10 protein-coding genes and 7 tRNA genes are annotated in these 12,824 nt (G+C 50.7%); 1 reads left to right on the top strand and 16 read right to left on the bottom strand.

The window, feature by feature from the left end; all coding sequences use genetic code 11:
• Positions 1 to 2 precede the first annotated feature (2 nt).
• Together ACFVQB_RS34030 and ACFVQB_RS34025 are read right to left on the bottom strand one after the other, a co-directional pair.
• Positions 3 to 497, bottom strand: coding sequence for a GNAT family N-acetyltransferase (locus ACFVQB_RS34030; RefSeq protein ID WP_379449760.1), 495 nt, complete (start codon positions 495 to 497; stop codon positions 3 to 5).
• Entirely contained in the window at positions 494 to 1,003 is a 510-nt protein-coding gene (locus ACFVQB_RS34025; RefSeq protein ID WP_379449758.1) for a hypothetical protein, read from the bottom strand. The genes ACFVQB_RS34030 and ACFVQB_RS34025 overlap by 4 nt, the downstream gene beginning before the upstream one ends.
• Before the next feature lie 273 nt (positions 1,004 to 1,276).
• Here ACFVQB_RS34025 and ACFVQB_RS34020 point away from each other — a divergent pair, with 273 nt between their 5' ends.
• Entirely contained in the window at positions 1,277 to 3,010 is a 1,734-nt protein-coding gene (locus ACFVQB_RS34020) for a methyl-accepting chemotaxis protein (RefSeq protein ID WP_379449755.1), read from the top strand.
• 97 nt (positions 3,011 to 3,107) lie between these two features.
• Here the strand turns inward: ACFVQB_RS34020 and ACFVQB_RS34015 are convergent, their stop codons facing one another.
• The 14 genes from ACFVQB_RS34015 to ACFVQB_RS33950 all read right to left on the bottom strand — a co-directional run bounded on the left by ACFVQB_RS34015 (position 3,108) and on the right by ACFVQB_RS33950 (position 12,802).
• On the bottom strand, positions 3,108 to 4,121 hold the full coding sequence (locus ACFVQB_RS34015; RefSeq protein WP_379449754.1) for a LacI family DNA-binding transcriptional regulator: 1,014 nt from the start codon (positions 4,119 to 4,121) through the stop codon (positions 3,108 to 3,110).
• A 103-nt stretch (positions 4,122 to 4,224) separates the two neighbouring features.
• Positions 4,225 to 5,034 carry a 5-deoxy-glucuronate isomerase gene (gene iolB, locus ACFVQB_RS34010; protein WP_379449752.1) on the bottom strand — a complete coding sequence of 270 codons (810 nt, stop codon included), beginning with the start codon at positions 5,032 to 5,034 and terminating at the stop codon, positions 4,225 to 4,227.
• 82 nt (positions 5,035 to 5,116) lie between these two features.
• On the bottom strand, positions 5,117 to 6,169 hold the full coding sequence (gene iolG / locus ACFVQB_RS34005; protein ID WP_379449749.1) for an inositol 2-dehydrogenase: 1,053 nt from the start codon (positions 6,167 to 6,169) through the stop codon (positions 5,117 to 5,119).
• A 70-nt stretch (positions 6,170 to 6,239) separates the two neighbouring features.
• Positions 6,240 to 7,715: a CoA-acylating methylmalonate-semialdehyde dehydrogenase gene (locus tag ACFVQB_RS34000; protein WP_379449747.1), complete on the bottom strand. Its 1,476-nt coding sequence runs from the start codon at positions 7,713 to 7,715 to the stop codon at positions 6,240 to 6,242.
• 72 nt (positions 7,716 to 7,787) lie between these two features.
• Entirely contained in the window at positions 7,788 to 8,798 is a 1,011-nt protein-coding gene (iolC, locus tag ACFVQB_RS33995; protein WP_379449744.1) for a 5-dehydro-2-deoxygluconokinase, read from the bottom strand.
• 111 nt (positions 8,799 to 8,909) lie between these two features.
• Positions 8,910 to 9,812 carry a myo-inosose-2 dehydratase gene (gene iolE / locus ACFVQB_RS33990; protein ID WP_379449741.1) on the bottom strand — a complete coding sequence of 301 codons (903 nt, stop codon included), beginning with the start codon at positions 9,810 to 9,812 and terminating at the stop codon, positions 8,910 to 8,912.
• Between the two features lie 215 nt (positions 9,813 to 10,027).
• Positions 10,028 to 11,893 (bottom strand): 3D-(3,5/4)-trihydroxycyclohexane-1,2-dione acylhydrolase (decyclizing), encoded by a 1,866-nt coding sequence (iolD, locus tag ACFVQB_RS33985; protein WP_379449738.1) that lies wholly within the window; start codon positions 11,891 to 11,893, stop codon positions 10,028 to 10,030.
• Between the two features lie 323 nt (positions 11,894 to 12,216).
• A tRNA-Gly gene (locus ACFVQB_RS33980) sits at positions 12,217 to 12,287 on the bottom strand.
• Positions 12,288 to 12,296: 9 nt separating this feature from the next.
• Positions 12,297 to 12,370, bottom strand: a tRNA-Pro gene (locus tag ACFVQB_RS33975).
• A 7-nt stretch (positions 12,371 to 12,377) separates the two neighbouring features.
• Positions 12,378 to 12,456 (bottom strand) — tRNA-Leu (locus tag ACFVQB_RS33970).
• Positions 12,457 to 12,470: 14 nt separating this feature from the next.
• A tRNA-Arg gene (locus tag ACFVQB_RS33965) sits at positions 12,471 to 12,547 on the bottom strand.
• Between the two features lie 7 nt (positions 12,548 to 12,554).
• Positions 12,555 to 12,629: transfer RNA gene (locus tag ACFVQB_RS33960), tRNA-Gly, on the bottom strand.
• Positions 12,630 to 12,639: 10 nt separating this feature from the next.
• Positions 12,640 to 12,720 (bottom strand) — tRNA-Leu (locus ACFVQB_RS33955).
• Between the two features lie 6 nt (positions 12,721 to 12,726).
• A tRNA-Lys gene (locus tag ACFVQB_RS33950) sits at positions 12,727 to 12,802 on the bottom strand.
• Between the last annotated feature and the right edge of the window lie 22 nt (positions 12,803 to 12,824).

Genomic DNA, 12,824 nt, shown 5'->3' with positions numbered 1-12,824 from the left:
GGTCATGGGTTCATCACGCACACCATCGTTACAGATGTACCACACATGCCCTGTTCGACGAATCCGAAACGCCGATAAAGTTGAATTGCTTCGTTACCCGGGTCAACACTGAGCGAAACGGCTTCAATTCCCCGCTTTTGAACCTCTTCTAACGCCGCCTGAATGAGACGGGTACCTATTCCTTTGCCACGCGCAGTCTCAATCACAGCCATTCCCATCTCGGGTGTAACCGCATTTACATAACCATATCCCGCATTCTGATCATTAAAAAATCGCAACGTCACCGAGCCCATACGCTTGCCCTGAGAATCCACGGCGATAAATCCGAAATCTCCCTCTCTCCCCCAGCCTTCAACGTACTTGGACATGCCGGGGCTATGGATGATCTCAGGTTCAAAAGACTCTTCGCCCTCCTGCTTGAATATGGATGCATACAACATCTCCCACAGAAAAGGGATATCCTGCTCCTCAATAGGACGCAATAGATACTCTGTCATTCCTTCCCCTCCTTCAAATTGGTAAAGAGTCGTTCCATTTCATTTAAATTAAAATCATTGGTTATTTCATAATTTCCAAGCTTTTCTCTCGTTTTGTATCCGCTATAGATAGAGACGGCATGTTCGTTATAAAACGTAATTCCAAAGCCTACTGTAAATCGATCTTCTTTCTTAGTCAAAAGCTGCCAGTCATAGTAATATGGATTCCCCTCGGATCGGTCGGAGATATCTGTTTGCTTTAGTCTTCTTAATTCAATATCCTTCGCTAACTTCAACACATTTCTAATCTCTTGGGGATCTTTAATAGTCACTTCTTCTTCATCGTATGGATCGGTGGCCGTTATTTTCTTGATAACCAGAATATCCAGTGTATCCAGCATACTCATATGATCTGTGACTTCAGCTCGAAAGGTGGTATGTTGCCTCGAAATGTACATGGGTATCGCAATAGCTGCAATCACGAATACAACAACCACACCAAGAATGGTTTGGGTTCTTTTATTCATTGAGTCTCCTTTCGCCGTTGGGTAAATCAGGAAATTAAAAGTCCATTTTAAGTATACCACCTCATCCAAATATTGATCTAGATCATTAAAATCATCCATTAAATACACGTACTTATAAAGAAAAAGCCTATCCATAACCCATCATTTTAAATTTTATGAGATGCTAACTAACTTGATAAATATCAATATTATCTTTTTGAAAAAAATGTCGATATACTACATAAGCTTTCGGCTTTGCCTATATTAGCAGGACATCGGGGGGGGGAGAATTGGATGAAACTTAAACCGATGAAGCTGGGCAGTAACAAAGAGAGTCTGTCGGATCTTTACTTTGGTTCAGAACAAGACGGTCATTTCATGAATGGTTCGGGCTGGACACCTGATGCCGGGTATGATCCACGTCAGCGCCCTTGGTACCAGGAAGCGAAGCAGGCCGACCAACTGGTATTCTCTGATCCCTATCTGGATATGATGTCGAAGCAATACGCGGTGTCCATGGCGATGCCGGTCCTGAATAAAGCGGGACAGCTGCAAGGCGTAGTGGCAGGAGATTTGCTGCTCTCTACCCTTACGGATACGGTGGGAAAGATCAATCTGGACGGGCTAGGTTATACATTTTTAATCGATAAAAAAGGAATGCTTCTTGCTCACCCTGACGAGAACCAGGTGAATACCTCGGCATCTGAAAATGCGGAATTAAAACCACTACTGGCCGATATGCAGGCAAACCCGTCAGGAGAGAAGAATTTTAAATACAATGGTGAGAATTATCTGCTGTTCTACAATCAAATCCCCAGCACGGGCTGGGTGGTCGGTTCAGTAATTTCCGAAAAATTGGCCTATTCAGAATACTATGAACTACGAAATAATTACATTCTGATTATCGCTGTTACGCTAATCGTTGTGATGGCAGCAGCATACTGGATTGCAACACTATTCATCAGACCACTGAAAAGCTTGGGCGCAACCTCCAGACTGATGTCGAGTGGTGACTTTACGGGTCGGGTGCAGATCAAAGGTAAAGATGAGTTCGCGGAGTTAGGTACGGCATTCAATCAGATGTCCGCTCAACTCAGTCTGCTGTTGAAACAGGTCGCCTCCTCCGCTAATCGGGTGCAAACCATCTCGGGTGAGATGGAAGAGCATACGGACAATACCAAACGTATTGCAGAGCAGATTTCCATCGCCACAGATGAGCTCGCTCAAGGGTCCAGCAAACAGGCAGAATCGGTCTATGACGGTTCAAGTCGACTGTCAGAGATGAGTAATAGTGTTGGCGGCATTAACCGCAGTGTCGAACAATCGGTAACAATGATGCGAGAAGCAGGGGAAGCCATGCTTGCCGGATTGCAAGCCGTGGATCATCAGGTGGAACTTGCGGACGAAAATCGGAGTTCCATTGATCGGGTGGGTGAGTCGATCACGCTTTTGGCGGATAAGTCGCAGAAAATCGAGGATATTGTCGGCATGATTCGGGGCATCGCTTCCCAGACTAATCTGCTCGCCCTGAATGCTTCCATTGAAGCGGCCAGAGCGGGTGAACACGGACGCGGCTTCGCCGTCGTTGCCGAAGAAGTACGGAAACTGGCCGAACAGTCTTCGGACTCGGCACAGGATATCATTGTCCTGCTGGATGAGATTCAGGCGGCAAGTCGTCAAAGCGTGAGTGAAGTAACTTCGGCTGAACAAGGTATTGAGCAGCAGGTAGCTGCTGTGCATGAGATGCGCGAGTCGTTTACCCGAATCAAACAATCCATTGACGGCATCGACAGCCAGCTTCAGTTGGTATCATCTGCTACGATAGAGTTGGACGACAGCTCTGGTAAGATTGCCGAAGTGATCTCCAGTGTTGCAGCCATGTCGGAGCAGAGCGCGGCATCCACGGAAGAGGTTGCTTCTTCCACGCAGGAACAGTTTAATTACATTACAAGCATCTCGGAACGTTCCAATGAACTAGCGCAGCATGCCAATACGCTGTACGAGGAAGTGAAGAAGTTCAAGATTTAACTCTCAAACAAGCCGCGTTCACCCTTAGGGCCGCGGCTTGTTTTGTATGTGATTTTTCCTGAATCGTTGGAGAATACCCGATTACAGGGCTGTGTTCTTAAGGTTGATCTAAAACATTCCCTGTCGAGTCTCTAACGACCAATTCAGGCTTCAGGACAATTTTCTGCGGTGAATTTTCTTCATTTTTTAGCTCATCAATTAATAAATCAACGGCACGACGTCCCAGATCCTCAATAGGTTGGGCAATCGTCGTCAAAGGCGGGTTGGTTACCGAAGCCAGAATCGTATTATCGAATCCGATGATTGATACATCTTCAGGCACACGCAGGCCTAGTTCTTTGGCAGCCTGAAGCGCGCCAATTGCCTGCATGTCGTTACAGCAGAAAATGCCTGTGGCTCGATTCTTTTCCTTGAGCAGCACAAGCGCCTCTTTTTTGGCTGAACCCAGATCGGCAGATGACTCTTTCACGTGATCAGCTTCAAGAGAATAACCCGCCTTCTCCAAGGCTTCACGAAACCCGCGTACGCGTTCCTGACTGCTGCTGACTTTGAACGATTCGGACAGCACCGCTACGTGAGTATGACCCAATTCAAGCAGATGCTGTGCTGCCAAGGCGCCGCCAAGCCTGTCATCGATCGCAACGGTATGTACCGACAACGACGGCATATGACGGGCAATCAGAGCAACAGGTATCGATTGTTGCAGGAGTGGAGACAGAATCTCGGCATTATCGATACCTGTTCCGATCATCATGCCGTCGACCCTTTTTTGCTGAAGCAGATTCAGATACCGCTCTACCCGCTCGTCCTTATTGTCAGTGCTGCAAATCACGACGCTATAACCCAACTGCCGACTGCGATCCTCTACCGCTCTGGCCAGCTCGGCAAAATACGGATTGGAGATATCGGGCACGAGCAGCCCGAGCGTGTATGTCTGCTTCCCCGTAAGTGCGGCAGCAATAGCGCTCGGCTGATAGTGAAGACGCTCCATGATCTCCATAATCTCGGCGCGCCGCTTCTCGCTAATTTTACCTTTGCCGTTAATGACCTGTGAGACGGTTGCAATGGATACCCCCGCCTCGCGTGCTATATCATATATGGTTGCTTTCATTGTTATTTCCCCATTTGTGCTATATATAAATTCCCTTATATATAGGTAATCGTTTTCTCTCATTATGCAGGGGGAAGTCCGCATACGCAACTTGAAGCCAATACTACTTTTTACTCATCAGCCAATCATGGTCCGGATCGTTATGGAACTTCCAGGTCCGGGTTGGCCCTGCCATCACATTCAGATAGTAGACCTCGTATCCCGGAGGAGCACCTACCGGATGGTATCCATACGGAACAAGCACAACTTCGCCGTCGTTCACTGCAAGCGTCTCATCTACAGCTCGATCATCTGTGTATATCCGTTGGATGGCAAACCCCTGCTCAGGCTGCACTCGGAAATAGTATGTCTCCTCTAGCAATGACTCGTCAGGCAGGGCATCCCTATCATGTTTATGTGGCGGATAGCTCGACCAATGTCCATCTGGCGTGAACACCTCAACAACGAGCAGACTGTCTGCTTCTTTTTGTTCTGGCAAAATGTTGTGAATCTGTCGTTCCAGGTTGCCGTAACCACGCGTCTCAACACCTACATCTTCCGGGGCAATCAGACGAGCTGGATACGTGCCTTTACCTGGTGCCGCACATATGGCAATCTCCAATGCGGTAAGAGCTGTTAACTCCACTCGATCTGAACTGGATACGTAAATCGAATACGGAGGAATCTTCTCGAAGACGCTCATTCTTTTCCCGATATTCTCCCACGTATATTCACGAGTACTTACATTCGCCAAGCCGCTGAGAAGCACAAGACAGAGTTCCTGGTCCCCGCTCTCACGAGTTAGGGTCTGTCCCTCCGCAAGCTGCACCACCTGGAACCCAACATATTCCCATCCCGCAGATTCTGGTGTGACCGTCAACAACGTTCCGTCTGCTTTCGGAGTCAACACAGGTTTTACTACGCGTTCTGACATGCTTCATTCCACTCCTTCCGGTATTTATCCTTAATCCTGATGGCTGTCTATTAGATAAAATGAACTTGTTATGAAAATGGCCCTACGGGGCAGCCGTCTGGGATTCCACCGACATACCCGGGACTTCCCGCAGCTTCACAGGTCTGCCTTGTTCCATGGACATGCGCGCGGCGAGCGCGATGCGTTCTGCCTGAACTGCATCATTCCCGTTCACGATGACAGGTGTATCGTTCCGGATAGCGTCGATGAAAAGAGCTGTCTCCTGCACGTACGCTTCATTGTATCGTTCCAGGAAAAAGTGCAGCGGCTTGTCGCGCATCAGCCCGGTTGCTGTACTAATTTCTGCCGTATTCGGATGATCGTTCGCAGCTGCGGCGCTGCCTAATGAGCCAAATACTTCGACTCGCTGATCGTATCCATATACCGCCTGGCGGCTGTTATCAATGACGCCGATTGCTCCATTTTCAAAACTCATCGTCACAATGGCCGTATCCACATCGCCGTGTTCAGCAAACACAGGATGAATCAGCACATTGCCCTGTGCATAGACTTCCTCCACCTCACTCCCCGACAGATACCGGGCCATGTCGAAATCATGGATCATCATATCCATGAAGATCCCACCAGACACCCGAATATACTCCGCTGGCGGCGGACTCGGGTCACGAGAAGTGATTTTGATAATATGCGGATCACCAATCGTTCCCTCCTGCACATGTGCACGTACCCGTTTGAAGTTATGGTCGAAGCGACGATTGAATCCGATTTGCAGCTTTACCCCAGCCTTCTGCACGGCTGCAACAGCTGCCTGAGTCTGATGAAGGTCCATACTGACCGGCTTCTCGCAAAAAATGTGTTTGCCCGCCTGGGCTGCCTGTTCAATCAGTGGTACATGCGTATCTGTTGAGGAACAGATCAGAACTGCATCCACATTTGGCATGGCAATCAGCTGGCTGCTATCTGTCGTTACCACCGGAATGCCGCGGCTGGAAGCCCACGCCTCCAGCTCGGGCCCTGCAAACAAATCACTGATGCCAACAATCTCGGCATAAGGGTTGCGCAGAAGATTGTCCGCATGAATTTTACCAATACGCCCAGCGCCGATGATGCCAATTCTCACTTTATCCTTGCCCATTCCGTTATCCTCCCTGTATGTGTCCATGTGGACTCAACGTTCTTCCATTGGCTGGGTATGCCCTGAGTGACTACCAGCGGGCAGTAACCATCTTTTTGCGAGTATAAAATTCAACGCCGTCTGTACCGTTGGCATGCAAATCACCGTAGAAGGATTTCTTCCAGCCGGAAAAAGGGAAAAATGCCATTGGCGCAGGTACGCCCAGGTTAATGCCCAGCATGCCTGCATCAATCGTTTCACGGAATTGGCGCATGCTTGCTCCACTGCGGGTGAACAGGCAAGCTCCGTTGGCAAAGTCGGAACGGTTGGCCAGTTCCACTGCTTCCTCCAGCGTAGCCACCCTCGCTACCGAGAGCACCGGTGCAAAGATCTCGTCCTTCCAGATCTTCATGGTGCTCTGCACCTCATCAAAAACCGTTGGACCAACGAAATAACCGGACTTGCCTGTCGCTTCATCTTTGCGGCCATCCCGGATCAGAGCAGCGCCTTCCTGTTCTCCGGATTCAATGTAGCTAAGTGTACGTTCCTTATGCGGACCACGAATGACAGGACCCAGGAATACCCCTTCATCCATGCCGTTACCAATGGTGATGCGATCTGCCGCTTCCACCAGCTTTTGCACCAGCGTGTCAGCAACATCGCCCACGGCCACAACAACCGAGCAGGCCATACAGCGTTCTCCGGCTGAGCCGAAGGCCGCACTGGTGATTTCTTTCACCGTCAGGTCGAGATCGGCGTCCGGCATAACAATTGAGTGGTTTTTGGCACCGGCAAGCGCCTGTACCCGTTTGCCATGTGCGGATGCGGTGGTGTAGACATATTCAGCCACAGGCTGTGATCCAACAAAAGAGATCGCTTGAACACCCTTGTGTTCAAGCAGTCCATTCACGACGTCATGCGCACCGTGAACGATATTAAGCACGCCGTCCGGAAGCCCTGCTTCCTTGAACAGCTCAGCCAGACGGCCTGCCAGCAGCGGTGTGCGCTCGGACGGCTTCAGGACAAAGGTGTTGCCGCACGCAATCGCCAGCGGGAACATCCAGCACGGTACCATCATCGGGAAGTTGAAGGGGGTTATTCCCCCAATAACACCGATCGGGTACCGGTACATGCCCGACTCCAGCCCGGTGGCAATGTCGGGCAGCTGTTTGCCCATCATCAGGTTCGGGGCGCCTGCCGCGAATTCGACGCATTCAATGCCGCGCTGCACTTCGCCGTAGGCTTCCGCGTAGCTTTTACCGTTCTCCAGCGTAACCAGCCGCGCGAGTTCTTCCCAGTGCTCCACCAGCAGCTGCTGGTAGCGGAACAGAATCCGCGCACGGCGGGGAACCGGAGTGCCGCTCCAGGACGGGAACGCCTCCCGTGCCGTCTGGACGGCCAAATCCACATCCGCCTGTTCAGACAGCGGTACGTGTGCAATGACCTCTTCCGTAGCCGGATTCACGACCGGCTCCGTACGGGTTGCCGCCGGGGTCACCCAGGCACCCCCGATCCAGTTTTGAACCATTGTCGCTGTTGCTGACGCTTCCGAAATCCCTTTTCCCATAGCCCTGTCTCCCTTCGCTTATATGTGCGTTGCGTCAAATCACTCCATGTACTCCAAGTACTTCAACACGCTTCAAGACACCGTAATTTCGCCCCGATTGCAGCGTTCGATATAGTCATTCACCTGTTCCACCGTTGGCATCGCATCCGAGCAGCTGTGGCTGGAGATAACGATACTTGCTGCCGCGCTACCAAACGCCATGCTGCGTTCAATCGTCCACCCCTGCATCAACCCATATAGGAATCCCGCCGCGTAGGAGTCACCTGCTCCAAACGTCTTCACCACACGCGCTGGATAGCTGTCCGCTTGATGAGATAGCCCTTCACCTGTATAGGCAATGGAGCCTTCCTTGCCATGTTTGATGACGACAATTTTAGCTGAAAAGTCGAACCATTTTTGCGCGGTCACCTGATCGCTATGGTCTGGATTATGGTCAAACGTCTCCATCATGTCGAACTCTTCACGTGTGCCCAGGATGATATCGCATTTCTCGGCTGCGAGGTTGTAATAGACCGCCGTTTCTTCGGCTGATGTCCATGTGTAAGGACGATAGTCCAGATCAAACACAATGATTGTGCCATGCTTTTTCGCATACGCCACCGCCTGGAATACCGCTTCACGTGATGGACTCTGGGCTAGGGCTGTGCCTGAGATCAGCAGCACTTTGGAGTCGGCAATCAGCTGTTCCTGCACCTCTCTCGACTGCAATAGCAGATCAGCTACATGGTCACGATACATCAGAATGCTGCAGTCGGTTGGACTTTTGATCTCGGTAAAAGCAAGCCCTGTCACCGCTCCGGTATAGTCCGTCACCACATTCGACGTATTGATCCCGTTCCGCTCCAAATAGCTGTTGATGAACCTGCCCATCTGGTCATTCGCGATTTTGCCGATAAATGCTGTTTCCATACCGAGCCTGGACATGCCAATCGTGATATTGGCCGGAGAGCCGCCCACATATTTCGTAAAGGTCATCGTCTCCTCCATCGGGCGATTGATCTCATTGGCATTCAAGTCGATGCACAGACGGCCAATCGCGGTGAAATCCATCTTCCTTGAACCAGGAAAGGATACGTAAGTCATTGCATTTGAACCCCTTTCTGTGATGGGATTTTGAATGATACATTCATCAAACTCACACTCATAATCTGGTTTACCTCATGGTATGGCTCTCTCCCGATTGCCATGACTTTATCAGTTATGCTGGTATAAGGACTCCATATATTGCAAGGATCGCCGCGCGTACTCATACGGATTATGAATCGCAGGGTCCTGTTCCCCTTCAAGCATCGCCCAGCCATCATACCCCCGTGTGACCAACTCCTGCAGAATCGGTGCAAAATCAATACAACCATTTCCGGGAACCGTAAATACCCCTTTACGAATACAGCCCACAAAATCAGACTGTTCCGCCCTTGCTTCGTCCAGCACTTGAGGACGGATATCCTTCAGATGAATATAGGCAATCCGGTCATAATGCTTGCGCAGGAGAGCCAGCGGGTCGGCTCCGCCGTAGTAAGCATGACCTGTGTCATAGAGCAAATAAACAAGAGATGGGTCAGTCAGTTCCATCAATTTATCGATCTCATCCGGCTGCTCAACAACGGTACCGCCATGGTGATGGTACGTCAGCTTCAACCCGTGCTCACGGGCGATGGCACCTGCTTCGTTCAGCCCCTCAGCAAGAATGTGCCATTCCGATTCACTGAGTCTCAGCACTGCTTTTTCATGCGGTGTCCGCCTTGGGTCGAAATGCAGGGAACCTCCCACTTCCGCCGTGCTAATCACCGTGCTTCCCATCGATTGTAGAAACTCCGCGTGTCTGCGATAGCTGTCTAGCTCAGACTGACGATACGTCGGGTCGGAGAACAATACTGATTTCCACTGGGAAACGAGGCGGATGTTGCGCTTGCCCAATTCCTCCCGCAATATGTCTGGATCCGTGGGATATTTGCGTCCCATCTCCGTACCTGTCAGTCCGAGTCGCTGAATGTCATCCAGAATCTGTTCACACGTTGTTGCATCACCATGCTCCTTTACATCCTCTCCGACCCAGTTGATCGGATGAATCCCGAGCTGAAATGGCAGCTTGTTCATGGCTCCACGTCTCCTTTTGTGGTTCAACATTTTCGCATCACTCAGTGCAGAGTGCTGAATGATGTATTTTGAATAATCCGATTTAGCTCGCTCCTGGGTGCAAGATATTTAGAGGAAGAAGCACCCTGATCCATACAACGTATATACGAGTGAAGCATTCCCATCTATATCAAGCTGATTGAAAGACACTCTTGAGATTTATGCAAAATGCCCAATTACACGAGTCTAGCTTTGGCACGGTTTGCCTGCATCGCGTGGTGAGCCGTTACCACCTTTTCCTCGTTGGATACTTCTGGCACGCCAACATTCCACCAGGACTCATATCCGCCTGCATTGGTTCCAGGCACGACCGGAATTTCGATCAGTGTAGTCACGGTCTCATTCCGTGCATCTCTGATCGCCTGCTCCAATTGTTCTGCCGTCTCTGCTTTATAGGCCTTGGCTCCAAGGCTGCGGGCATGGGCTGCAAAATCCATAGGCATGTAATCCCCGGTCAGTCGTCCGCTCTCCGATTCCCGATAGCGAAACTCGTTGCCGAACCCGTCACTTCCGTGCTCCCGTTGCAAATTGTGAATACACTGAAATCCGTTGTTGTTGAATAGCAAAATAGTCATCTTCTTCTGTTCCTGCAAGCTTGTCACCAGTTCAGAATGCAGCATCAGGTAACTGCCGTCACCCACCATGGCATACACTTCACGATCCGGCTCGGCAAGAGCTGCCCCGAATGCCCCGCTCACCTCATAGCCCATACAGGAGAAGCCGTACTCCATGTGGTATGTTTTTGGCGCAGCCGCGCGCCACAGACGGTGTAAGTCTCCGGGCAAACTTCCCGCCGCGCACACAATGACGGAAGAAGGGTCAATGGTCCGATTAATAACACCGACTGCTGTCGTCTGTGCCAGTCCTGCCTCATGTTGCAGTCCATAGAGTCGATCCACCTCGGCGTTCCACTCATCCCGCAGATCGGCGATCTCGGATGTTCCGTATCCGCTATGGTACTGCCGTCCCTGTAAAGCCGTTTGCAAAGCTTGTAAACCTTCCCGTGCATCCGCCAAAATCGCTTCTCCGCCTAGTTTGGCGGCATCCATGCCGTTCAGGTTAATATTAATGAAAGCCGCTTCGGGATGTTGAAAAGCGGAACGAGACGCCGTCGTAAAATCCGAGAACCGGGTGCCGACGCCGATTACCACATCTGCTTCCCTGGCAAGCCTGTTGGCAGCCAGCGAGCCGGTCACGCCGATGGCTCCCACATTAAGTGGGTGGTCCCACGCCAAGACACTCTTGCCAGCCTGCGTCTCGGCAACCGGAATGCCAAATGCCTCGGCGAATTCAGCCAGCTGTGTGGATGCCTCGGCATACAACACGCCGCCGCCTGCTACGATCAGCGGCTTTCTGCCACGGGCAATCTGCTGTGCTGCCCGTTCAATTGCCGCCTGGACCGGAGGACGACGGTCCAGGTAATGCACCTTGCGGGCGAAGAACGATTCAGGGTAATCGTACGCCTCTGCCTGCACATCCTGCGGCAGCGCCAGCGTTACGGCGCCCGTCTCCGCAGGGTCCATCAGCACGCGCATCGCCTGCGTGGCAGCAATCATTAGCTGTTCGGGACGCACAATGCGATCCCAATATTTGCTGACCGCTTTGAACGGATCAGTGGCTGAAATAGTATAATCGCCGCTTACCTCCAGTTGTTGCAGCACGGGATCTGGCTCACGCGTGGCAAAGTTATCACCCGGAAGTAGTAAAACAGGAATCCGATTGACCGTCGCGGTTGCCGCTGCGGTAATCATATTCAGTGCTCCTGGTCCGATGGATGTCGTGCAGGCATAAATCTGTCTACGGTTCTTCTGCTTGGCATAGGCCGCTGCCGTATGTACCATGCCTTGTTCATTTTTACCCTGCATATACGTCAGACTTCCAGAACTACGCTCCAGTGCCTCTCCAATACCCGTTACGTTGCCGTGACCAAAAATGCCGATAACGCCTTTCACAAACTTGGTTTCCACCCCATCAACGGAAATATATTGCTGATCCAGATATCGGAGCAGTGCCTGAGCCATCGTCAGTCTAATGGTTGTCATGGAATGATCATCTCCCTTCCCTTTACGGGTTAAGCGCTTAATCTAAGTTAAGTTTAAGCGCCTTACCCCTAAAGGTTAAGCGCTTAATTGATATAGTATTACAGGCTGAAGGTTTAGGCAAGATATTTTTGTAAGCGTTTTACAAAACGGCAAATAAACATAGCTTGATCAATGTGGTATTGTGTATTATCCCACCGTTGATAAAGCTATGATCCGATAAGTTACTAACATTGAAGTAAGTGTTCGAAATCTGATGGAAACGTTAAAAAAATGCAAAAAAAAGAGATAGCAGAAACCATCTCTTTTTTTTTGCATTTCTATAAAGCGGGTGATGGGAATCGAACCCACGCTATTAGCTTGGAAGGCTAAAGTTCTACCATTGAACTACACCCGCATGTAAAAATCGGGATGACACGATTTGAACATGCGACCCCCTGGTCCCAAACCAGGTGCTCTACCAAGCTGAGCTACATCCCGTTATCTATACCGGCGAGAGGACTCGAACCTCCACGGTTTCCCACTCGATTTTGAGTCGAGCGCGTCTGCCATTCCGCCACGCCGGCATATGAAGTTATAATGGCGCGCCCTGAGAGATTCGAACTCCCGGCCTTTTGATTCGTAGTCAAACGCTCTATCCAGCTGAGCTAAGGGCGCAAAATATTGGAGCGGACGACGGGAATCGAACCCGCGACCCTCGCCTTGGCAAGGCGATGCTCTACCGCTGAGCCACGTCCGCTTATAAAGGATGCGCGTGGAGGGACTTGAACCCCCACGTCAAAGACGCTAGATCCTAAGTCTAGTGCGTCTGCCAATTCCGCCACACGCGCATATCATGGTGAGTCATGAAGGGCTCGAACCTTCGACACCCTGATTAAAAGTCAGGTGCTCTACCAACTGAGCTAATGACTCAAAAAACTGGTGGAGGATGATG

The organism is Paenibacillus sp. NPDC057886, from assembly GCF_042796655.1.
In the GTDB taxonomy this organism is placed as follows: Bacteria; Bacillota; Bacilli; order Paenibacillales; family Paenibacillaceae; genus Paenibacillus.
This window is presented reverse-complemented; position numbering and strand designations above follow the sequence as displayed.